Annotated in this window: 23 protein-coding genes; 15 read left to right on the forward strand and 8 right to left on the reverse strand. The window is 75.9% G+C overall.

Annotated elements, in window-relative coordinates; translation table 11 throughout:
* Positions 1–371 precede the first annotated feature (371 nt).
* Positions 372–1,340 carry a DUF2332 domain-containing protein gene (locus ACYVO2_RS07150; RefSeq protein ID WP_461006757.1) on the forward strand — a complete coding sequence of 323 codons (969 nt, stop codon included), beginning with the start codon at positions 372–374 and terminating at the stop codon, positions 1,338–1,340.
* 109 nt (positions 1,341–1,449) lie between these two features.
* On the opposite strand, the gene ACYVO2_RS07155 is transcribed toward ACYVO2_RS07150, so the two are convergent.
* Complete coding sequence (locus ACYVO2_RS07155; protein WP_461006758.1) at positions 1,450–2,055, reverse strand: hypothetical protein; 606 nt, start codon at positions 2,053–2,055, stop codon at positions 1,450–1,452.
* A 375-nt stretch (positions 2,056–2,430) separates the two neighbouring features.
* Between ACYVO2_RS07155 and ACYVO2_RS07160 the strand changes: the two genes are divergently transcribed.
* From ACYVO2_RS07160 to ACYVO2_RS07170, 3 genes are all read left to right on the forward strand, one after another.
* The gene (locus ACYVO2_RS07160) at positions 2,431–4,077 is read left to right on the forward strand and encodes a helix-turn-helix domain-containing protein (RefSeq protein WP_461006759.1); all 1,647 of its coding nucleotides are present in this window, start codon (positions 2,431–2,433) and stop codon (positions 4,075–4,077) included.
* A 102-nt stretch (positions 4,078–4,179) separates the two neighbouring features.
* On the forward strand, positions 4,180–4,809 hold the full coding sequence (locus ACYVO2_RS07165; protein ID WP_461006760.1) for an NADPH-dependent FMN reductase: 630 nt from the start codon (positions 4,180–4,182) through the stop codon (positions 4,807–4,809).
* 280 nt (positions 4,810–5,089) lie between these two features.
* Complete coding sequence (locus tag ACYVO2_RS07170) at positions 5,090–5,980, forward strand: DUF3152 domain-containing protein (protein ID WP_461006761.1); 891 nt, start codon at positions 5,090–5,092, stop codon at positions 5,978–5,980.
* Positions 5,981–6,187: 207 nt separating this feature from the next.
* On the opposite strand, the gene ACYVO2_RS07175 is transcribed toward ACYVO2_RS07170, so the two are convergent.
* Positions 6,188–6,706, reverse strand: a complete 519-nt coding sequence (locus tag ACYVO2_RS07175) for an SH3 domain-containing protein (RefSeq protein ID WP_461006762.1) — start codon at positions 6,704–6,706, stop codon at positions 6,188–6,190.
* A 227-nt stretch (positions 6,707–6,933) separates the two neighbouring features.
* On the reverse strand, positions 6,934–7,896 hold the full coding sequence (locus tag ACYVO2_RS07180; RefSeq protein ID WP_461006763.1) for a carbohydrate kinase family protein: 963 nt from the start codon (positions 7,894–7,896) through the stop codon (positions 6,934–6,936).
* A gap of 205 nt (positions 7,897–8,101) precedes the next feature.
* On the opposite strand from ACYVO2_RS07180, the gene ACYVO2_RS07185 reads away from it, so the two are divergent.
* The 8 genes from ACYVO2_RS07185 to ACYVO2_RS07220 all read left to right on the forward strand — a co-directional run bounded on the left by ACYVO2_RS07185 (position 8,102) and on the right by ACYVO2_RS07220 (position 13,852).
* On the forward strand, positions 8,102–8,536 hold the full coding sequence (locus ACYVO2_RS07185; protein WP_461006764.1) for a hypothetical protein: 435 nt from the start codon (positions 8,102–8,104) through the stop codon (positions 8,534–8,536).
* A 150-nt stretch (positions 8,537–8,686) separates the two neighbouring features.
* Positions 8,687–9,193 (forward strand): RNA polymerase sigma factor, encoded by a 507-nt coding sequence (locus ACYVO2_RS07190; RefSeq protein ID WP_461006765.1) that lies wholly within the window; start codon positions 8,687–8,689, stop codon positions 9,191–9,193.
* A 4-nt stretch (positions 9,194–9,197) separates the two neighbouring features.
* Positions 9,198–10,277, forward strand: coding sequence for a hypothetical protein (locus tag ACYVO2_RS07195; RefSeq protein ID WP_461006766.1), 1,080 nt, complete (start codon positions 9,198–9,200; stop codon positions 10,275–10,277).
* 97 nt (positions 10,278–10,374) lie between these two features.
* The gene (locus ACYVO2_RS07200; RefSeq protein WP_461006767.1) at positions 10,375–10,734 is read left to right on the forward strand and encodes a DUF3140 domain-containing protein; all 360 of its coding nucleotides are present in this window, start codon (positions 10,375–10,377) and stop codon (positions 10,732–10,734) included.
* A gap of 127 nt (positions 10,735–10,861) precedes the next feature.
* Positions 10,862–11,062 (forward strand): hypothetical protein, encoded by a 201-nt coding sequence (locus ACYVO2_RS07205; protein WP_461006768.1) that lies wholly within the window; start codon positions 10,862–10,864, stop codon positions 11,060–11,062.
* 203 nt (positions 11,063–11,265) lie between these two features.
* A complete protein-coding gene (locus ACYVO2_RS07210) occupies positions 11,266–12,747 on the forward strand; it encodes a flotillin family protein (RefSeq protein ID WP_461006769.1) in 1,482 nt (493 codons plus the stop codon).
* Positions 12,748–12,882: 135 nt separating this feature from the next.
* Positions 12,883–13,080 carry a hypothetical protein gene (locus ACYVO2_RS07215; RefSeq protein WP_461006770.1) on the forward strand — a complete coding sequence of 66 codons (198 nt, stop codon included), beginning with the start codon at positions 12,883–12,885 and terminating at the stop codon, positions 13,078–13,080.
* A 73-nt stretch (positions 13,081–13,153) separates the two neighbouring features.
* Complete coding sequence (locus ACYVO2_RS07220; protein WP_461006771.1) at positions 13,154–13,852, forward strand: YqeB family protein; 699 nt, start codon at positions 13,154–13,156, stop codon at positions 13,850–13,852.
* A 149-nt stretch (positions 13,853–14,001) separates the two neighbouring features.
* On the opposite strand, the gene ACYVO2_RS07225 is transcribed toward ACYVO2_RS07220, so the two are convergent.
* A complete protein-coding gene (locus ACYVO2_RS07225; protein ID WP_461006772.1) occupies positions 14,002–14,265 on the reverse strand; it encodes a GlsB/YeaQ/YmgE family stress response membrane protein in 264 nt (87 codons plus the stop codon).
* Between the two features lie 175 nt (positions 14,266–14,440).
* Here ACYVO2_RS07225 and ACYVO2_RS07230 point away from each other — a divergent pair, with 175 nt between their 5' ends.
* Positions 14,441–15,208 (forward strand): IclR family transcriptional regulator, encoded by a 768-nt coding sequence (locus tag ACYVO2_RS07230; protein WP_461006773.1) that lies wholly within the window; start codon positions 14,441–14,443, stop codon positions 15,206–15,208.
* A gap of 178 nt (positions 15,209–15,386) precedes the next feature.
* Here the strand turns inward: ACYVO2_RS07230 and ACYVO2_RS07235 are convergent, their stop codons facing one another.
* Both ACYVO2_RS07235 and ACYVO2_RS07240 read right to left on the reverse strand, forming a co-directional pair.
* A complete protein-coding gene (locus ACYVO2_RS07235) occupies positions 15,387–15,965 on the reverse strand; it encodes a hemerythrin domain-containing protein (protein ID WP_461006774.1) in 579 nt (192 codons plus the stop codon).
* Between the two features lie 113 nt (positions 15,966–16,078).
* Positions 16,079–16,489, reverse strand: coding sequence for a DUF2267 domain-containing protein (locus ACYVO2_RS07240; RefSeq protein WP_461006775.1), 411 nt, complete (start codon positions 16,487–16,489; stop codon positions 16,079–16,081).
* 278 nt (positions 16,490–16,767) lie between these two features.
* On the opposite strand from ACYVO2_RS07240, the gene ACYVO2_RS07245 reads away from it, so the two are divergent.
* Positions 16,768–17,250: a YbaK/EbsC family protein gene (locus tag ACYVO2_RS07245; RefSeq protein ID WP_461006776.1), complete on the forward strand. Its 483-nt coding sequence runs from the start codon at positions 16,768–16,770 to the stop codon at positions 17,248–17,250.
* Here ACYVO2_RS07245 and ACYVO2_RS07250 read toward each other — a convergent pair.
* Positions 17,233–17,820, reverse strand: coding sequence for a helix-turn-helix domain-containing protein (locus ACYVO2_RS07250; protein WP_461006935.1), 588 nt, complete (start codon positions 17,818–17,820; stop codon positions 17,233–17,235). The genes ACYVO2_RS07245 and ACYVO2_RS07250 overlap by 18 nt on opposite strands.
* A gap of 269 nt (positions 17,821–18,089) precedes the next feature.
* Here ACYVO2_RS07250 and ACYVO2_RS07255 point away from each other — a divergent pair, with 269 nt between their 5' ends.
* Positions 18,090–18,719, forward strand: a complete 630-nt coding sequence (locus ACYVO2_RS07255) for a dihydrofolate reductase family protein (RefSeq protein ID WP_461006777.1) — start codon at positions 18,090–18,092, stop codon at positions 18,717–18,719.
* Between the two features lie 46 nt (positions 18,720–18,765).
* On the opposite strand, the gene ACYVO2_RS07260 is transcribed toward ACYVO2_RS07255, so the two are convergent.
* Entirely contained in the window at positions 18,766–19,563 is a 798-nt protein-coding gene (locus ACYVO2_RS07260; RefSeq protein WP_461006778.1) for a DJ-1/PfpI family protein, read from the reverse strand.
* Positions 19,564–19,567: the final 4 nt, after the last annotated feature.

Raw genomic sequence — 19,567 nt, forward strand, 5'->3', positions numbered from 1 at the left:
CGACCGGGACAATTCCGGCCGCCATGCCGGGGGTGCCGCCCCGGGCGTTACTCGGCGCATCTTTCACGGGTGGGCCGGGCGGGAATTCCACCCTCGCGCTCGCACGGAAAGTGAGGTCGGCATTACGGGAGTAGTGGATGGGTGGCGGCGGGACGGAAAAAGGAAAAAACTGGGGAATGATGATTGCTCGAGGGGTGATTATCATCCGGTTCTTCACCGGGGGCGGGGCCCGGGGGCGGGGCGGCGGGGGGCCGCCGCGGGGGGGGGGAGGAGGGAGTCGGCGGGGCCGTCGGCGCGGCGGTGCGCGTTCCCCCCTGGTCCGGCCCGTGCCGTGAACGTATCGTCGGGCGTCGGGGCACTGAGTGCCACGTGTGACGGAAGGGGCACCGGTGGAGGACCTGGCGCGCAGTTACCGCAGTTTCGCGCGCGAGCACGCGCGAGGGCAGTCCGAGGCGTACGAGCGGCTCGCCGAGGGCATCGCGGACGACCCCGCGGTGCTGGCGCTGATCGCGCGGCTGCCCCGCGGCAACAAGCGGCAGCCGAACCTGCTGTTCGCCGCCGTCCGCCACCTCGGCGGCCCGCACGGCGACTACGCCGCGTTCCGCTCCTTCGTGCTCGACCGCTGGGACGACGTCGCGGCCACCATGCTCGCCCGGTACACCCAGACCAACGAGCCCGCCCGCTGCGCCGTCCTGCTGCCGCTGCTCGCCGCCCTGCCGCAGCCCCTGGCCCTGCTGGAGGTGGGCGCCTCCGCGGGCCTTTGCCTGCACCCGGACCGGTACCGCTACCGCTACGACGGCGGGCGCGGGTTCGGCCCGTCCGACAGCCGCGTGGTGTTCGAGTGCCGCACGTCGGGCCCCGTCCCGGTGCCGGAGGCGGTCCCCCGGGTGGTGTGGCGGGCCGGGATCGACCTCAACCCGCTGGACGTGCGCGACGAGGAGGACCGCCGCTGGCTGGAGGCGCTGGTGTGGCCGGGCCGCCCGGAGCGCACCCACCGGCTGCGGGCGGCGATCGAGACCGTCCGGGACACCCCGCCGCGGATCGTGCGCGGCGACCTCGTAGCGGAGCTGCCCGGCCTCGCCGCCCAGGCCCCGCCCGACGCCACGCTCGTGGTCTTCCACACCGCCGTGCTCACCTACCTGCCCCTCGCCGAGCGGGAGCGCTTCGCGAGGGCGGTGCGCCGACTGCCGGGGCACTGGGTGTCGAACGAGCACCCCACGGTCCTGCCGTGGCTGGGCGGCCCGGTGCCGGACGACCCGCACCTGCTCACCCTGGCCCTGGACGAGCGCCCGGTCGCGTTCACGGTGCCGCACGGCCAGGCGGTGCACTGGCTCGGGTGACACCGGACCGGGTCACCCCGCCCGGGTCGCCCCGCCCGGGTCGCCCGGGGAACAGGAGGAGGGCGGAGCCGCGGGTGGGTGGCGGCTCCGCCCCGTACTGGGACGGCGGTCAGCGCAGCTTGGCGACCGCCCTCTTGGTGGTCTTCCTGAAGTCGGCGACCTGCGCGTCGCCGAAGTCGCCCATCTGCCCCCACTGGACGACCGTCACGTCCCGCCCGTCCCTGCCGATGCCGAACATCGCGATGTCCTGCGAGCCGACCTCGGGGTGGGCGGTGTGCACGCCGTAGACGTACGCGCCGTCCGCCACCAGCGCCTTGCCGAACGACTTGTACTCGGCGACGGCCTCCGGGTCGGCGGCCTCGTACTCCTCGGCGCAGTTCTCGACGGCGGTGCGCAGCGCCCGCACCAGCCGCTCGGCCTCCGCCTCGTTCGCGGAGCCGACGACGTACTGGGCGCCGCCCGCGTCCAGCTCAGTCGTGTACAGCCGGTAGCTGGTCTGCGCGGCGGGCAGCGCCTCGCCGACGCAGAACGGCAGTGGGTCGGGCAGCCCCTGGGTCACCTCGCCCGCCTGCCAGGACGAGGAGGGGTGCGGCGGCATCTCGGACGGGTCGAGGAACGACGGCGCCGTGGCGGCCGAGGCGGCGGCGACGGTCAGGCCGGCGGCGAGGAGCGCGGTCAGGCCGGTGGCGGCGGTGCGGCGCCTGCGCAGGTACATGGTGGTGTCCCCCCTGGGCCGGAATGGGTGATTCCGGGTTCCGGGTGTCAGGAACCGGGCCCGCCGGGCGGGTCCGCGGTTCGTCGGCTGTTCGGCTCCACCGCGTTCGGCGGAGCCCTCGGCGCGGTCACGCCGCCTCCCGGGACCCGCGTCCCGGGGGCGGCCGTGCCGCTGATGGCGCCGCGTCGGCCGGAACCCCCGAACCGGCCGCCGCGGCGATGTGGACCAGCCTGGACGGCGGCGGCCGGGCCCCGCAACGCCGGGCCGCCATGGAACCGTTCCAGGGTCATTGACGTGGGAAGACGTGGAGGGCTGGAACGCCGCGGCGGGCCGGCCGGCACCGGTGGAGCGGGACGACGAGGACAACGGAGGATCATGGGAGCGCCGAGGCAGGCCGAGGTCGAGGAGCTCGCCGCGCGACTGCGCGCGCTGAAGGAGCGCTCCGGGCGCTCGTACGCGGCGCTGGCGCGGCGGCTGAACGTCAGCCAGTCCTCGCTGCACCGCTACTGCTCGGGCGAGACGGTGCCGGTGGAGTTCGCCCCGCTGGAGCGCTTCGCCCGCCTGTGCGGGGCGGGCCCCGAGGAACTGGTCGCCCTGCACACGACGTGGAACGCCGCCGACGCGGCCCGCTGGATCCCGGGCCGGGAGACGGCGGGGGACGGGACGGCGGGCGGCGCCGCGGGTGACGGGGGTCGCGATCAGGCCGCGGGCGGCGGCGAGACCGCGGGCGAGGGCGGCACGGCGGGGGAGCGCGCGGCGGGAGAGGGGGCGGCCGGGGAGACCGCGGGCGAGGGCGGAGCGGTTGAGGCCCGGGCGGCCGGTGACGAGACGGCCGAGAGCGGAGCGACCGAGGGCGCAACCGCTGAGGCTGACGCAGGCGCGGCGGATGAGGCCGAGACCGGCGCAGTCGAGACCGGCGCAGTCGAGGCCCACGGGTCCGGGACCGACAGGGCCGAGCCCGGCGCGGCCCGGACCAGTGCCCCCCTCCCCACCCCGGCCGACCGCCCCGCCCCGGCCGGGCCCACCGCCTCCCCCGCTCCCGCCCCCTCCCGCCGTCCCCTCCGCCGGGGTCCCGGGACGGCCGGGCGGGCGCGGGCGCTGGTGGTCGCGGGGGCGGCCGCCGCCGTGGCGCTGACCACCCTGGTGGCCATCCGGGCCGCCCCGGACTCCGGGGACGACCCCTCCGCGGCGGGGCGCGCCGAGCGGGTGCGGGCCGCCTCCCCCGGGCCGTCCGCCGTGTCCCGCCCGCCCGCCGCGAGCCCGTCCTCCTCGCCGTCCGCGCGGGCGAAGCCGAAGCGGAAGGAGGCCCGTCCGTCCTCCGCGCGTCCCGCCGGGGCCGCCTCACCCAACGCATCGGTGCCCGGCGGGAGCTCCTCCCCCGGTCCCGACCGCACGGGCGGGACCGGCGGCGCGGTGCCGCTGGCCTGGACGGTCAGCTCCCACGAGTGGCAGAACGGCTGCGACCACGCCTATGTGATCGACCGTCCCGCCGACGAGGTCCCCCCGCCGCCCGTGGAGCAGGACGCGCGGAGCTGGGCGCGCTCGCTGGGCGCCGTGCACGGGGGCGACACCAATGTGCAGGTGTCCGTGCAGGGCACCTCGGGCCGGGCGGTGGTGCTTGAGTCGCTGCGGGTGCGGGTGGTGGAGCGGCGCGCTCCGGTGCGGGGCAACGTCTTCCTGATGAGCCCGGGCTGCGGTGGCGCGCTGACGCCGCGCTCGTTCGACGTGGACCTGGACGTCCCCCGCCCGGTGGCGCGCGCGGTGCCCGGCCACGACGGCGAGAACCCCATCCCCGCGGTGTCGTTCCCCTACCGGGTGTCGGCGAGCGACCCGGAGGTGCTGCTGGTCACCGGGCGCACGGCGGGCTGTGACTGCGACTGGTACCTGGAGCTGGGCTGGAGCAGCGGGGGCCGCTCGGGCACGGTGCGGATCGACGACGGCGGCCGCCCGTTCCGCACCAGCGGCGTGGCGGGACTGCCGCGGTACGGGTACGGGACGGACGGCCGCTGGACGCGGGAGTGAGCGGGTTTCGGGCCGGGGCTTGACCTCAAGTTTTGTTGAGGTTCCAAGCTTGTGGCACGGCCGAAGGGGCCGACCCGACCGACCCGAGAAGAGGGACCCGACATGTCCAGCGACCAGGTGACCCAGTCCGCCGAGACCGCCGCCCACGACTCCGGACGGGACGACGCGGCCGACCGGCGCCTGCGCGTCGCGGTGATCGTCGGCAGCGTCCGCGAGGGCCGCTTCGCCCCGACCGTGGCCAAGTGGTTCGCCTCCCAGGTGGAGCAGCACGACGACATCGAGATGGACCTGATCGACCTCGCGGACGTGCCGCTGGCCGCCTCGATGCGGCAGACGCCCGTGGGGGACGAGTTCGCCGCGCGCATAGAGCGGGCCGACGCGTTCGTCGTCATCACCCCGGAGTACAACCACGGGTACCCGGGCGCGCTGAAGCTCGCCATCGACTCGGTGTACGGCGGCTGGCAGGGCAAGGCCGTGGGCTTCGTCTCCTACGGCGGGGTCTCCGGGGGCCTGCGCGCGGTGGAGCAGCTCCGGCAGGTCTTCGCCGAGACGCACACGGTGTCCATGCGGGACACGGTGAGCTTCCACGCGGCGTGGGAGCAGTTCGACGAGGACGGCGGGCCGAAGAACCTGGAGCGGGTGAACGGCGCCGCCAAGGTGATGCTCGACCAGTTGGTGTGGTGGGGCACCGCGCTGCGCGAGGCCCGCGCCAAGCGCCCCTACGGCTCCTGACGGCCGGTCGGGGCCGGGTGCCGCCGCGCCTTCGCCGGGGCCGTCCGCCCCTCGCCGCCACCGAGCGGCGGGCCGACGGCCCCTCGCCCCGCCGGGAGCCTTTTCCCGCCCACCTTCCGCGGCGCCCCCGCCCTTGCGGCGTCCGCGCGCCGGGCCGCCCAACCCCACGCCATCCCGGCGAAACGCCTGTGACCGGCGTGACCGAAACAGTCCCCAAGGGTCTGTGATCTGGCTCTCGCCATCACCGTCCGGTCACATTCCGCTCCCATGATGAGCGCTTGTGCCCACGCAGATCCGCACAGCCCCCCGTCCCGCCTCCTCGGGCTCCCGCACCCGCGCCCGTGCCCGGGCCCGGCGCGCGCGCCGGGCGCGCCGGCAGTCCCTGAGCCTCGGGATCGCCGCGCTGGTGTGCCTCGCCGTGCTCGCGGCGGCCGTCGCGCTCCAGCAGCGCACGGCGGAGGACCCCGGTCGCGGCGTTGCCGTCCCGAGCCCCTCCACCGCGGATGCCGACGCCCGGGACGACGCCGCCCGGGACGGGGACGGCTCGCCGGACGACGGCTCGCCCCCGGCCGGAAAGGACCGCGGGGGCGACGCCGCGGGCATACCGGAGACGGGCCCCGGCACCTTCACCGTCGCGCCGGGCGGCGGCCCCAGGAGCGGCGACGGCGGCGAGCTGATGCGGTACCAGGTGACCGTGGAGGACGGCATCGACCTGTCCGCCGACGAGGTCGCCCGGGAGGTCGAGGGGATACTCGGGCACGAGCGCGGCTGGACGGCGCGGGGGCAGTGGTCGTTCCAGCGGGTGGACGGCGGCGAACCCGACTTCGTGGTCCGCCTGGCCACGCCCGGCACGGTGGACGAGATCTGCGGCCGCTACGGCCTGGACACCGGCGGCGAGGTGAACTGCCGGGTCGGCGGCGAGGTGGTGGTCAACCTCAAGCGGTGGATGCTGGCCACCGAGTTCTACACCGACGACGTTCCCGGCTACCGGGCGCTGATCATCAACCACGAGGTGGGGCACTTCCTCGGCAGGGGCCACGAGTCCTGCCCCGGGCGGGGCCGCCCCGCGCCGGTGATGATGCAGCAGATCAAGGGCCTGAAGGGCTGTGTGCCCAACGTCTGGCCGTACGACGAGGACGGCAGGCCGATCACCGGCCCGGCCACCCCCTGACCGGCCACCCCTGACCTGGCGCGGCACCCGGCACCCGGCGTCCGGCACGCACCAGGAGCCCGTCCCGCACCGCGCGCGCCGAGCCCGTCGCGGGCCCCGCACGCGCCGGACGGCCCGGGAACACGGGGGGCACCCGTGTCCCGGGCCGTCGCGGCGTCCGTCACGACGTCGTCAGCGCGGAGCCTCAAGCGGCTGTCGCCGGTCTGTTCAGCACCACGGCACGTGGTCGAGGTTCTTCACGTACCGGGCCGCGACCCAGCCGCCGTCGTGCTTGTCGAGCTTGTACCAGCGCTTGTTGCCGCGGACGTTCTCACCGATCTTCTTGCACTTCAGCTCGATGATCTTGCCGCTGGGCACGAAGCCGACCTTCTGGGCGCGGGTGGAGGGGTAGGCGCGCACGTTGAGGCCGATGTCGGAGACGACCTTGCCCTTGGGGTCGTAGTGCCGGCCCCGGTCCTCGCCGTTGCCGCCACTGCCGCCGTTGTGGCCGTTGCCGCCACCGCCGCCGTTGTGACCGTTGCCGCCGTCACGGCCGTTGCCGCCACCGCCGTTGTGGTCGTTGCCGCCGTTGTGGCCGTTGCCACCGTCGCGCTCCGCTGCCGGGGCGGTCATCTGCCGCGGCTCGGCCGGCCCGGCAGCGGTCGCTGAGGTGGCGGCCAGCGCCCCGAGGGCGAGGGCACCGACGCTGACGGCGGCGGCTGACTTGAGGGTTCTGTTTGCGGACATGTGCAACCGACTCCCTGAGGTGGGCTACGAGGCTGAACGACGGGGCGTCGTGCCCTCGTCTTTCGACCCCAACGGTCACCGTTCGCGGTCGTCCGGAAACGGAGCGAGCACACCTCTTACCACCAACGGACCAGGCAACCCATCCTATTGGCGGACAAAGTGACCATGTTTCTGATCATCTCGTCACCTCACCCGACTACTCGGCCGAATGGGAGCCGACCGCGTCGTCACCGGCCCGCCGGGTCCGCCTCCCCGGCCCCTTCGAGCGCGGCACACTCGGCGGCCAGCTCCGCGGCGCCGATGAGCGCCGTGTGCGTCCCCTCGCCCGTGCACGCGTACGCCCCGGCCACGGCCCCCGCCCGCACGCACGCGTCCACGTCCCGGCCCCGCAGCCAGGCGTGCAGGAATCCGGAGACGAACGCGTCGCCCGCGCCGTTGCTGTCCACCACCGGCCGCTGGGGCCGCACCGCCGGAAAGCGCCGCACCGGCCCGCCGTCCCGGGTCAGCACCCGGCACCCCGCGGCGCCCGCCATCGCCACCACCACCCGGGCCCGCCCCTCGTCGAGGATCCGGCGCAGCACCTCCTCGGCGCGCTCCCCGAGGGCGGCGTCGCTGAGGAACACCAGGTCCGAGCGGAGCGCGTAGGTGAGGTGGTGCGCCGCGCGGCCGTCCCAGTCGTGCAGGTCGGTGGAGCTGGTCCGGCCGAGCCGCTCGATGTCGTCGTACATCTCCCGGTTGTGGCCGGTGATCGACAGGTGGACGTGGCGGGAGCGCTCCAGGAACGGCAGCCAGAACTCGCGGGGCAGCCGCAGGTCCGCGGGGTGCCGCCCGTCGTAGAAGGAGAACCTGCGTCCCTGACGGTCCACCAGGTTCACCCCGCGCGGCGTCCCCGCGGGCGAGATCAGGTGGGCGAAGTCGAGACCGGCGCGGTCGAACGCCTCCAGCACCATCCGCCCCTGGAGGTCGTCGCCGAGGAAGTCCAGGAACTTCACGGCCAGGCCCAGCGCGTGGCAGCCCAGCGCCACCCCGGTGCCGGTGTGGCCCACGTGGTCGCGCACCGGCGGCACCGCGGCGGAGTCGCCCTCCGGGACCCGCAGTTCGTCCACCCGCACGATGGTGTCCACTCCGGCTCCGCCCACCACCAGCACGTCGTGGCCGTGCCCGCCGTGCTCGTGCCCGCCGTCCGCCACTGCCCGCTCCCGTCGCCGTGCCCGACCCGCCCGCGTTCCCGCGCGACCACACCCTAAGCCCGCCCTCCCGCCGTCCCGCGCCGCCGCAACCGCCCCGGCGATGACGGATTTCCGGCCGGTGCGCGATCGGAAGTGACACTTTCGCGGCGCCGTGCGGTCTGTGGGCGAGGAGTGCGGCTGGGCACTCCGGGGAGGAGAAGAATCGGTGCAGACGTCGCCGAAGACGCGTCAGTACCCGCTGGTGGCGGCGAACGGCCCGGTGATCGCGGCCGATGTCGTCACCATGGTCTGGGAACGCTCGGGGATCAAGCTCGACTACTCCGTCAGGAGCCTGGCGATCGTGGACCGGATCATCGAGGGGATCCGCCACGAGTCGCCGCCTGTCGAATCCGTCGCGGACACCCTGCTGGGCTTCGGCGCCTACGCGGGCGAGGTCCTCGTCCGGCACGCGGACGCCGTGTGGGTGGACTTCGACGACACCCAGCGCAGTTGGTTCCGCCAGCCGTTCGGGGTGCGCACTCCCGACGGGCGGGCGTGGAATCCGCTGGGCAGGGCGGTGCGGCGGTACACCAACGGCATCGAGGACTCCATCCAACTGCTCTACGTGGCAGTGGTTGTCGCCGACCCCCGAGAGGTCTGATGCGTCATCATCATCCGTGCCAGGATGCGCGGTATGCATCACGACAGGGCTGCCGCCCCGCCGGGCCAGGGCGCTGCCGGGGACGATCTCACGGCCGCGTTACACCAGGCGCAGCGCGGCAGCGAAACGGGCTTCCGGACCGTCTACCGCGTGATCAATCCGGAGCTGGTGCGCTACGCCCGGGTCATCGTCGGCGACGACGCCGAGGACGTGGTGTCCGAGACGTGGCTGCAACTCACCAGGGAACTCGCCCGGTTCCGGGGTGACGGGGCGGCCTTCCGCTCCCTCGCGCTGCTGAAGACCCGCGACCGGGCGCGGGACCTGCTGCGGCGCAGGAAGGCCAGGGGCGAGGAGGTGACGCTCCCGGCGGAGCACCTGCCCGAGCCCAGGGACACGGGAGCGGACGCGGCGGAGACGGTGCTGGAGGCCCTGTCCACCGAGCAGGCCATCGCGTTCATAGCGACCCTGCCGAGGGCGCAGGCCGAGGCGGTGATGCTGCGGGTGGTGCTCGGGATGGACGCGGCCGGCGCCAGCGCGGTGCTGGGCAGGAGGCAGGGAGCGGTGCGGATGGCGGTGTCCCGCGGGCTGCGGCAGCTCGCGCGGACGCTGGAACGCCGCGGGAGTCACGGCGCGGGCGCGCCGGATCGGCGGGGGTGAGGAGGTGAGCGACGAGATGGACCCCAGGAGCAGCGGACCCGAGGGCACGGGCCCCCGGGAAGCGGACCCGCGTGGCGCGGACGGCGGGCCCGCGGGACCGCAGAGGATCGACGGCGACCTGGTGCGGCGACTGGCCGGCGCGGACGACGGGGACACGCCGGTGGACGAGCGCGCGGCCGCAGAGCTGGCCCGGCTTCTCGCCGCCGCCGCAGGACCCCCCGCCGGCCTCGACCCCCGCGGGGAGGAACGGGCCGTCGCGGCGTTCCACGCCGCGCGGGAGCAGGGACCCGGCTCGCTGGTGGGCCGGGTGGTGGGGCGGCTGGGAGCGGCCCGCTCCACCGCACTCGCCCTGCTCGTGGCGGGCGCGCTCGGCGGCGGGGTGGCCCTGGCGGGCGGAGGGGGACCGCTTCTGTCACCCGACGGGGACGAGGACCGCGCCCCGGTCAGGCCGTCGACCAGCACCACGGCGCCCGCCACCCCCGGCCCCGGCCCCGGCTCGCCGCCCGCGGAGCGGGGCCACTCCGGGCGCTCCCGGCCCGCCGAAGGCGAGGCTTCGCCCGGCGACGGCGGGAAGGAGCACCGGGGCGGCGGTGCCGCGCCCGGCGACCGCGCCCCCGGTGACGGGAAGGGCGGCAAGGGCCCCGGCAAGGGGAAGGACCCGGACAACGGGAAGGACTCGGAGAACGGGAAGGACAAGGAGCAGAACGGCAAGGGCGGCAAGGGCGAGGGCGCGGAGCAGGGCCAGAGGCCCGCGGACCCCGGATCGGACCGCCCCGGGCCGGACCGCCCCGGCCCCGGGGCCGCCGACCCCGACAGCCCACGGGCCCCGGAGAGGCCCGGGCCCAAGGGCCCGCAGCCCAAGGAGTCCCGGCCCAAGGACCCGGGGGCGAGGAAGCCCGGGCCGAAGGACCCCGGACCCGAGGGCGCCCGGCCGGGCGGCGGCAAGCCGAGGGCCGGGGAGACCGGCGGCTCCGCCGGGCCGGGCGACGGCGGCAGGCCGAAGGACCGGGCGCAGGCGGGGCCCGCAGCGACCGGCCCCGACCAGGGCCCGAGGAACTCCGGGACCGGGGACGGCGGGCGCTGAGGCCTGTCGTCGGCTCCCCCGAGTCGCGGGGCCCGGCCGCCGGGCCGATCCTGGGGGCGGGGGCGGGCCCACGTACCGAACGGCCAGGAGCAGCACCATGACAGCACATGTGCCCGACGAGCTGTGGCAGGAGTTCCACGAGGTGGTGAACATGACCTCGCGGGAGCTGGAGGACTGGCTGCGCACCCGCGACGCGGGCGAGCGGGCCGAGGAGTTCCCCGACCGGGCGGGCGACCCGGAGGGCCGCCGGGTCCTGGAGATCCTCGGCAAGCGCCGGGGCGACCTGACGCCCGCGGACGCGCAGGTGATGCGGCAGGTGGTCCGGGCGGTCCGCGGCCGGACCGACCCGGAGTCCGAGCCCAGGGCGGGCCGCCCCGAGTGGCGGCACCGCCTGATGTCGCTCGGCCACGACCCGCTGAAGCCGACGGCCGTGCGCACCGCCATGCGCCGCGAGTGACCCCCTGCCGGGGCGGCCGCGCGGTCCCGGCCGTCCCGCCCGGCGGAACGGCGCCGGGCACGGCTCCGCCGCGGTGAACGCGCCCGCGGCCATGACTGGCGGGCCGTGCCGGGCTAGCCTCGCGTCCATGGTCGGTAACGAGGGCCGGGTCACCGGCAGGGTGGGGCCCGGTCTGGTGGGCGAGGTCATGGTCTCGGTGCGCGGGGGCGCGGAGGCGTTCCTGGCCTACCCGTCGTCGCCGGACGAGGTCTTCGAGGTGGGCACGATGATCGTGGTGGTCGACTACCGGCCGCCGCGCACGGTGTACGTCTCGCGCTCCTTCGGCTGACCCGGCGGGCGCCCCCGCCCCCATGCCCACCGCCCCCGGGTCCCCGCGGCGCGCCGCCCGTCACCGTTTCGCCATGGAACCGCACCGGCTCGGTCGCAACTCCCGCACGGCACCTCCCGCCCCCCTCGCCCCGGGCGGACCATCGCCCCATGCCCCGCGCGCCGCGCCCGCGGCCGCGGGGCCCCGTGAAGGGGGATGCGCCCATGGTTCTCATGCTGGCGGGGATCGGCCTCGCCGTGTTCCTTGTGCTGCTGATCGTCTTCAAACTGATGTGGCGGGTGGCCGAGCCGAACGAGGCCCTGATCATCTCGGGGTCGCGGCATGCCACGGACGGGCTGAAGGAGGGGATGAACTTCCGCATCGTCACCGGCCGCGGAACGCTCGTCATGCCCGGCGTGCAGGCCGTGCGCAAGCTGTCCCTGGACCTGAACGAGGCCGCGCTCTCCGTGGACTGTGTGACCTACCAGGGCATCCCGGTCAAGGTCCGGGGCGTGGTCATCTTCAAGGTCGGCGACGACTACGTGTCCATCGCGAACGCGGCCCGGCGCTTCCTCGGCCAGCAGAAGCACATGGCCGAGCGGGTCCACAACGTCTTCGCCGGCCATCTGCGCTCCATCGTGGGCGGGCTGACCGTGGAGGACATGATCCGGGACCGGGAGAAGCTGACCGGGCAGACCCGGGTGGCCTCCGGCACCGAGATGGAGAAGCTCGGCCTGATCATCGACTCGTTGCAGATCCAGGAGATCGACGACCCGACCGGCTACATCAAGAACCTCGCCGCCCCGCACACCGCGGCCGTGCGGCGGGACGCGCGGATCGCCCAGGCCGAGGCCGACCGGCTCGCCACCGAGGCCGAGCAGCAGGCCGCGGCCCGCATGGCCGAGGCGACCCGGGACAGCGCCATCCTCCAGGCCGGCTTCCAGGCCGAGCGCGACCGGGCCTCGGCGCAGGCCGACCAGGCCGGGCCGCTGGCGCAGGCGCAGTCCCGCCAGGAGGTCGTCGTCCAGGAGACGCGCATCGCCGAACTGGAGGCGCGGCGGCGCGAGCAGCAGCTCCAGGCGGACATCCGCAAGCCCGCGGACGCCAAGGCGTACGAGACCCGCACGCTCGGTGAGGCGGAGCGGGACGCGCAGATCTCGGCGGCACAGGCCAGGGCCAAGGAGCGGGAGCTGTGGGCCGCGGCCGAGGCGATGGCCACCCGGGTCAACGGCGAGGCCGAGGCGGAGGCCACCCGGGCGCGCGGCCTGGCCGAGGCGGACGCGGTGCGGGCGCAGGGCCTGGCGGAGGCCGAGGGGCTGCGGGCCAGGGCGCAGGCGCTGGCCGAGAACCAGGAGGCGGTCGTCGCCCAGCAGCTCGCCGAGCAGTGGCCGCAGATCGTCTCCGCGGGCGCCCAGGCGCTGGGGAACATCGACAACATGGTGGTGCTCAACGGCGGCGACGGCGTGACGGACCTGTTCGGCAAGGCGCTGACCATGGGCGGCACCGGCCTCGGCCTGGCCCGGCACCTGCTGTCGGCGATGAACGGCGGGGCAGCGAACGGCGCGAACGGCACGTCCGGCGACGGGAGGGCGAACGGCGCCGGGGCGGGCGGCGCCGCCGTGAACGGGGCGGCGGTGCCCGCGGCCGCGCAGGCGGCGGCGCCCGCGGCGGAGGCGGACCCCGGCCCGCGGCAGGACCCGGCCTGACCCCGCGCCGCGGGGCCCGGCCCCGGCGGGGGTGCCCCGCCGGGGCCGGGCGGCCGCCGCGGCACCGACTTTGGTCGCACCCGGCACCGACCGTCGGCCGACGTGCCGCGGGGCCGCCGCGCCTAGCCTCTTCGGGTGCGCAGAGTGATCGAGCTGGCGGGGTTCGCGCTCGTCCTCCAGGGGGTCGGCGGGCTGGTGGACCACCTGTGGGGCGGTTTCTTCGTCGTCGATCTGCTGCCCTTCACCGAGGGCCTCGAGGTCTTCGCGAACCTGGTGCTCGCGGTCCTCGGTGGCGCCGTGGCCACCGCCGCGGACCGCACCCGCCCCTGGTGAGGCCCCGGTGCGGGGACGAGAAGGACCGACCAGGACAGGAACGGTGGACGTGACCGCGAGGAGGACCCCGGGAATGGCAGCGTCGCCGCGCCACGGCGAGACGGTGGTGTCCGCGCCCGGCTGGCTCGCCGCGATGTGGATCGGCCTGCCGCTCCTCGGCGCCGGGGCCGGCTGGCTGCTCCAGGCCGTGGCGGGCTGGCTGGTGAAGGTGCCGTTCGTGCCGTTCGACGGTGTGCTCCGGGCGATCGACGAGGTGTCGGACGTCGAGCCGTGGTCCACGGTCGGCGGCCTGGCGGTCGGCGCGCTCGCCGGTGCGGTGCTCGCCGGCCTCGGGGCGCTGGAGCACGTCACCGTCACCGTCTCGGGTCACGGGGTGGCGCTGCGCCGGGTGGGCGAGACCCGCGCCTGTCCGCGCTCCGACATCGCCGCCGCGTTCGCGGAGGGCGAGGTGCTGGTGCTGCTCGGCCACGCCACCGAGGAGCTGCTCAGGGAGAAGACCGGCTACGGCCCGGCCAAGCTGGGGCCCGCGTTCGCCGCGCACGGCTACCGGTGGCTGGACGGCGACCCGCACCGGGCGGAGTTCCGGCGCTGGGTGCCCGGCGCCGACGGCCTGCCGCCGGGCGCCGACGCGCTGCTGCGGGCCAGGGAGAAGGCCCTGGAGAAGGGCGACAAGGACGACGCGGCCGAACTGCGCGGGGAGCTGGCCGCGCTCGGCGTGGTGGTCCGCGAGGAGAAGAAGCGCCAGTACTGGCGGCAGGTGCCCGGGGACTGACCGGGCCGGCCTGACCGGGCGGGCGCGGCGGGCGGCCGGGGCACAGCCACCCCTCCGCCGCGGACGCGCGGGCGGGGACGTCCGGCGCGGGTGCTGCTGCCCCGCTCCCGGCGTCCCCGCCGTCCCGCGTCCCCGTTTCCGCCGAGGGGCTACCTGGCGACCTTGACCTTCTGCACGGCCGCCACCCCGAGGGCGGCGAGGCCGATCTGGAACAGCCATTCGATCCAGTCCACGCCGTCGGTGTCCGCGACCCCGAACGCGGCCGCGATGGCCGAGCCGATGAACGCGGCGACGATGCCGACCAGAATGGTGGCGATGATGCCGATGCGCTGCCGTCCGGGGAGCACCAGGCGGCCTAGCGCACCGATGATGATGCCGATGATCAGCGCACTGATGATGCCGGAAATCTCCACGATGGTCCTTCCTCGGCGGATTTCGTACCTGTGTTCCTGGTGCCCCCCTTGACGGGTCTCACTCCTCGGGACCGGCCGGACGGCCGTTCCGGCCACGGCCACCGCTTCGTTGCACCGGTCGGACCAGACCGTCCTGGCCCGTGTCGACCAGTTGGGCCCACCCGGGGAGCCGTCGATGGAGGAATCAGGTCAACCGCCCGCAGCGGGCAGGACCGCCGGACCGCACTCCGGCCGGGGGGTGCTGGAGGGCGCCTTCACGCTGCTCGACGCGGTGGAACGCGCCGGGGAGGCGGGCCTGACCCGGCTGGCCGCCGCGACCGGCCTGCCCAAGACCACCGCCCACCGGCTGCTGGACCAGCTCGTGGCGCTCGGCGCCGTGGAGCGGCGCGGCGGACGGTACCGGGTGGGGGCGCGGATCTTCCGGCTCGGCAGCGCCTGGCAGCCGCACCCCGGGCTGCTGGCCGCCGCCTCGGGGCCGGTGCGCGGCCTGGCCGGCGCCACCGGGGCGACCGTGGCGGTGTGCGTGCTGCGAGAGGGCGGCGCGCTGACCGTCACCGGGGTGCCGGGCGAGGTGGACGAGCTGTCGCCGTTCCACGCGGGCCTGGTGTGGCCGTGGACCACGGCGGCGGGCAAGATCCTGGTGGCCGAGGCGTACGGCGCCGGGCTGCCGCTCGGCCCGCTGCCCGGCGAGTGGCCGCGCGAGGCGGAGGCGATCAGGGACCGCGGCGCCGCGGTGGACCCGCAGCAGGTGGTGCCGGGCGTGATGTGCGTCGCCGTGCCGCTGCACGCCAGGGACGGGCGGGCGGTGGCCTCGCTGGTGGCGCTGGTCCCGGCGACGTCCCGGCTGCGGCGGGTGGAGGAGGCGGTGATCCGGGCGGGCCGCGCGGTGGACGCCGGGCTGCGCCACCGCACCGCCCGTTCCGCTCAGCGGACCGGCGCGTGACGCGGTGCGCCACCCCGGGCCACCCTGGAACCACCGTGGCAGCGACCCGGGCGGGGCGACGGGGGTGCGCGCCGCCCGGGCGCCACGGTCCACCGCTTCCCGCGCTCCCGTCGGCCGCCCACCGTCCAGGCGGCCGACGGGAGCGCGGGGGCCCGGGCCGGGTCGCCGCGGCCGCGGGTCAGCGACCGCCTTGGTCCTGCTCCCGCAGGGCCTCGACGAGCTCGTCCTTCTTCATCCCCGACCGGCCGGGGACGTCCGCCTCCTTCGCCTTCTCGTACAGCTCCTCCCGGGTCATGTCGCCGATGTCGCCGCCGGACTCCAGGCCCGTGAGCACCTCCTGCCGCTTCCGCCAGAACGCGTCGCCGAGCTCGTTCAGCCGCTTGTCGTCCACCGCCTCCCGCAGGGCGGGCAGCACCTCGTTCTCCTCCGTCTCGACGTGGTGCGTGACGGCCTCCACCAGTTGCTCCAGCACCCGGTCGAACTCCTCCGACCCGGGGTCGGTGTCCTTCAGCGTGCGCGCCAACCGCTCGGCCTGCTGGTGCTCCTCCTCGCCGTGCTGCACCTGGTCCTCCTCGTCCGGCGCCTCCCGGGCGATGACGGGGTAGACCTGCTCCTCCTCCGCCCGGGAGTGGGCGATCAGCATGTGCGCGACCTCCTCGGCGAGGGTGGCGCGGTCGTCCTTGCGGCTCTGCATCTGCTCGAAGAGCCGTTCCACCTCGCGATGGTCGGAGGTGATCAGTTCGATGGCGTCGGCCATGGCGGGGACCTTTCCGTCGTGTTCCGCGGCTACCGCGCCTCGCGGGTACCCCGGGAGGGGGAGGTCCAATGCACCCGTTCGTGTGACGGCGGGGCGGGCCGGACCCACCGGACTCAGACGTGCCCCTGGCTCCCCGCGAACAGCACGCTCGCCAGCTCCTCGTCGATGGACTTGCGGACCTTGTCGGTCAGCCCGCCCTCCGTGGCCTGCCCCACCACCTCCATCACGCAGCGCGCCTCGTGCACGGCCTTCGGCACATCGACGTGGGCCCGCTCGGCGACGTGCCGGAAGAACTCCTGACGGCTCATCCGCCGGCCGGTGTGCGGCTCGTCGGGCGCCCGCGCCACCCGGCGCAGGTGCTCCCCCGCCTCTCGCGGCAACTGCGCGGCGAGGTTCTCCGCCAGCGTGGCGGGAATGCGCTCGGCCAGCGTCTCCAGGCTGGCCCGGGTCGCCGTCTCGGCCGCGCCGCGGCTGCCGAGCCTGGCCCTGGCCTGCACCTGGCCGATGAAGTGGTCGTACTGCATGGCCCCACCTCACGGTGTCCTGGGGGTTTCACGTCCTCGGACGGCCCCGGGTACCCGTCCGCCCCCGCGCCATGCCGGCCCGCCCCCCGCATATCCGGTGGCGCCCCGCGCCCCGTCCCTGCTAGACCACCCCCATGCCCGACGGCGCCGTCCCGGCCGGGCGGACCCACCGGTCCGTCGGCCCGGCGGCCCCTCCCCCGGCCCCGCCACCGCCACGGGCCGGGGACGCGCCACCGCCACCGCCCGCACCTGACACCACGCCACGAGGACCCACCGCCATGACCCACACCCACCTGCCGCCCCGCAGCCGCACCGTCGCCGAGGCCCTGGCCGCCGCGGGCGCCACCGGCGAGATCCGCGAACTGCCCACGTCCGCCCGCACCGCGGCCGAGGCCGCCGCCGCGCTCGGCTGCGAGGTCGGCGCGATCGCCAACAGCCTGGTCTTCATGGCCGACGGCAGCCCCGTACTGGTGATGACCAGCGGCAGCCACCGGGTGGACACCGCCGCCCTGGCCGCCCGCCTCGGGGTGGGCTCGCTGCGCCGCGCCACCCCCGAGCAGGTCCGCGAGGCCACGGGACAGGCCATCGGCGGCGTCGCCCCCGTCGGCCACCCGGCGCCGCTGCGCACGGTCGTCGACGTGGCCCTGGCCGACCACCCCCGCCTGTGGGCCGCGGGCGGCACCCCCCACACGATCTTCCCGACCACCTACGAGGAGCTGTGCCGCGTCACCGGGGGCACCCCGCTACCCGTCACCGCCTGACCCGCCCCGGGGCCGGGGCCTGGCCCGCACGTGCATCCGCTCGCCCTGCCGCCCGAACAGGCTGAGGATCTCCACGGGCCCGTCCCCGGCCGTCCCGAACCAGTGCGGCAGCCGCGTGTCGAACTCCGCCACCTCGCCCGGCCCCAGCACCAGGTCGTGCTCGGCCAGCACCAGCCGCAGCCGCCCGGACAGCACGTACATCCACTCGTACCCCTCGTGGGTGCACGGGTCCGGGGTGTTCCGCTCGGCCGGGATCACCATCTTGTACGCCTGCAACGGCCCCGGCACCCGGGTCAGCGGCAGCACCGTGCTGCCGTTCGCCCGGATCGGCGCTATCCGCACCCGGGGGTCGCCCACCTCGGGCGCGCCCACCAGCTCGTCCAGCGGCACCTGGTGGGCCTGCGCGATGGGCAGCAGCAGCTCCAGGCTGGGGCGCCGCTGCCCGGACTCCAGCCGGGACAGGGTGCTCTTGGAGATGCCGGTGGCCGCGGAGAGCGCCGTCAGCGTCACGCCCCGGCTCGTCCGCAGCCGCCTCAGCCGCGGCCCGACCTCGGAGAGCACCCGGCTCACGGGCGCGGCCCCGCCCCCGTCCCGGCCCCCGTCCCGGCACTCGGCGTCCAGCGCGGCGGGGCCCCGCAAGGCGGTGCCGCGCAAGCCGGGGCCCCGGGGGGCGGCGTCTGTCGGAGGGGTGTCCTTCACGGGCCCATTGCACCCCGCCGTTCCCGAAAGCGGCAACCCGTTTTGCCGCCACCTCCTTCCGGGCACCGATGAGTCCCGCCCTCCGCGGGGTCCGCCCCGGTGCGGCGACGATGTCCGCCCCCTCCCCACAGGAGCACCCCATGAGCAAGCTGGTCGTCTCCGCGTTCGTCACCCTGGACGGCGTCATGCAGGCCCCCGGCGGGCCCGACGAGGACCGCGACGGCGCCTTCCCGCACGGCGGGTGGTCCGTGCCGTACTTCGACGAGGACCTGGGCCGGATCATGGAGGAGCAGTTCGCCGGCATCGACGCGCTGCTGCTCGGCCGCAGGACCTACCAGATCTTCGCCGCGCACTGGCCGCGGGTCACCGACGAGGACGACCCCGTCGCCACCCGGCTCAACGCCATGCCCAAGTACGTGGCCTCCCGCACCCTCACCGCGGTGGAGTGGCACAACGCGCGGCTCCTCGCCGGCGACGTCCCCGAGGCCGTCGCCGCCCTCAAGCGCGACCTGGACGGCGAGCTGAACGTCCAGGGCAGCAGCGACCTGATCCGCACCCTCCAGCGGCACGACCTGGTGGACGAGTACCGCCTGGTGGTCGAGCCGGTGGTGCTGGGCACCGGCAAGCGGCTGTTCGCCGAGGGCACCACGCCCGCCGCGTTCGCCCTCGCGGGCGCCCGCACCACCTCCACCGGCGTCCAGTACTGCGTCTACCGTCGCGCCGGCCGCCCCGAGTACGGCTCCTTCGCGCTGGAGGACCACCCGGCGTAGGCCCCGGGCCGGGGGGCGCCGCGTGGGGTCGCGCGCCGGCGGGCCGCTACCGGGCCGAGTCCGCGAGCAGGCGCAGGGCCAGTTCCTGGAGTTCCGGCCCCGCCTTCTCCGGGCTGCCGGTGTCGTAGGGCGGGTCGGGGTCGTACTCCACGGCGAGCTGCATCGCCCGGGCGGTCCGCTCGTCCGACAGGCGCCCGGCGAGCCACAGCCCCATGTCCATGCCCGCGGACACCCCGGCCGCGGTGACGACCTTCCCCGACACGACGAACCGCCCCGGCGTCCAGACCGCGCCCACCTCGGCCAGATACGGCCGCGACGCCCAGTACGTGGTGGCGGGCAGCCCGCGCAGCAGGCCCGCGGCGCCCAGGATCAGCGAGCCGGTGCACACCGACGCCGTCCACACCGAGTGCCGGTGCAGGCGGCGGATCCACTCCAGCACCGCGGTGTTCGCCATCGTCTCGGTGGTGCCCCGGTTGCCGCCGCCGGGCACCAGCAGCACCTCGGCCCGGCCCACCTCGCCCAGGGAGCGCTCGGCGATCAGCGACAGCTCCCCGGTGTCGGTGCGCACCCGCCCGGCCCGCTCGGCCACCGTGGTCACGGTGACCCCGGGCACCCGGCACAGCATCTCGTAGGGCCCGACCGCGTCCAGCGCGGTGAACCCGTCGTACAGCAGCAGCGCGACCCGTGTGGCGCCCTTCCGGCCCGGCTCCTCCCCCCGCTCCTCGGCGCGCTCCCGCTGTTCGGCGCGCGCCGGCCCCGCGGCGCCGGCCGCCACCAGACCCGCGCCCATCCCGCCCGCCGCTGCCCGCAGCAGCCTGCGGCGTCCGCGGTCCACTCCCGCCATGAGA

The sequence above is a fragment of the Streptomyces capparidis genome (assembly GCF_054782095.1).

Bases quoted from the DNA above. Each gene is read 5' to 3' on its own strand.
- ACYVO2_RS07205 (WP_461006768.1), top strand. From the start codon at position 10,862: ATGGTCGGTAACGAGGGCCGGGTCACCGGCAGGGTGGGGCCCGGTCTG.
- ACYVO2_RS07260 (WP_461006778.1), bottom strand. From the start codon at position 19,563: ATGGCGGGAGTGGACCGCGGACGCCGCAGGCTGCTGCGGGCAGCGGCG.
- ACYVO2_RS07200 (WP_461006767.1), top strand. From the start codon at position 10,375: ATGACAGCACATGTGCCCGACGAGCTGTGGCAGGAGTTCCACGAGGTG.
- ACYVO2_RS07245 (WP_461006776.1), top strand. From the start codon at position 16,768: ATGACCCACACCCACCTGCCGCCCCGCAGCCGCACCGTCGCCGAGGCC.
- ACYVO2_RS07210 (WP_461006769.1), top strand. From the start codon at position 11,266: ATGGTTCTCATGCTGGCGGGGATCGGCCTCGCCGTGTTCCTTGTGCTG.
- ACYVO2_RS07175 (WP_461006762.1), bottom strand. From the start codon at position 6,706: ATGTCCGCAAACAGAACCCTCAAGTCAGCCGCCGCCGTCAGCGTCGGT.
- ACYVO2_RS07230 (WP_461006773.1), top strand. From the start codon at position 14,441: ATGGAGGAATCAGGTCAACCGCCCGCAGCGGGCAGGACCGCCGGACCG.
- ACYVO2_RS07240 (WP_461006775.1), bottom strand. From the start codon at position 16,489: ATGCAGTACGACCACTTCATCGGCCAGGTGCAGGCCAGGGCCAGGCTC.
- ACYVO2_RS07255 (WP_461006777.1), top strand. From the start codon at position 18,090: ATGAGCAAGCTGGTCGTCTCCGCGTTCGTCACCCTGGACGGCGTCATG.
- ACYVO2_RS07220 (WP_461006771.1), top strand. From the start codon at position 13,154: ATGGCAGCGTCGCCGCGCCACGGCGAGACGGTGGTGTCCGCGCCCGGC.
- ACYVO2_RS07155 (WP_461006758.1), bottom strand. From the start codon at position 2,055: ATGTACCTGCGCAGGCGCCGCACCGCCGCCACCGGCCTGACCGCGCTC.
- ACYVO2_RS07160 (WP_461006759.1), top strand. From the start codon at position 2,431: ATGGGAGCGCCGAGGCAGGCCGAGGTCGAGGAGCTCGCCGCGCGACTG.
- ACYVO2_RS07165 (WP_461006760.1), top strand. From the start codon at position 4,180: ATGTCCAGCGACCAGGTGACCCAGTCCGCCGAGACCGCCGCCCACGAC.
- ACYVO2_RS07235 (WP_461006774.1), bottom strand. From the start codon at position 15,965: ATGGCCGACGCCATCGAACTGATCACCTCCGACCATCGCGAGGTGGAA.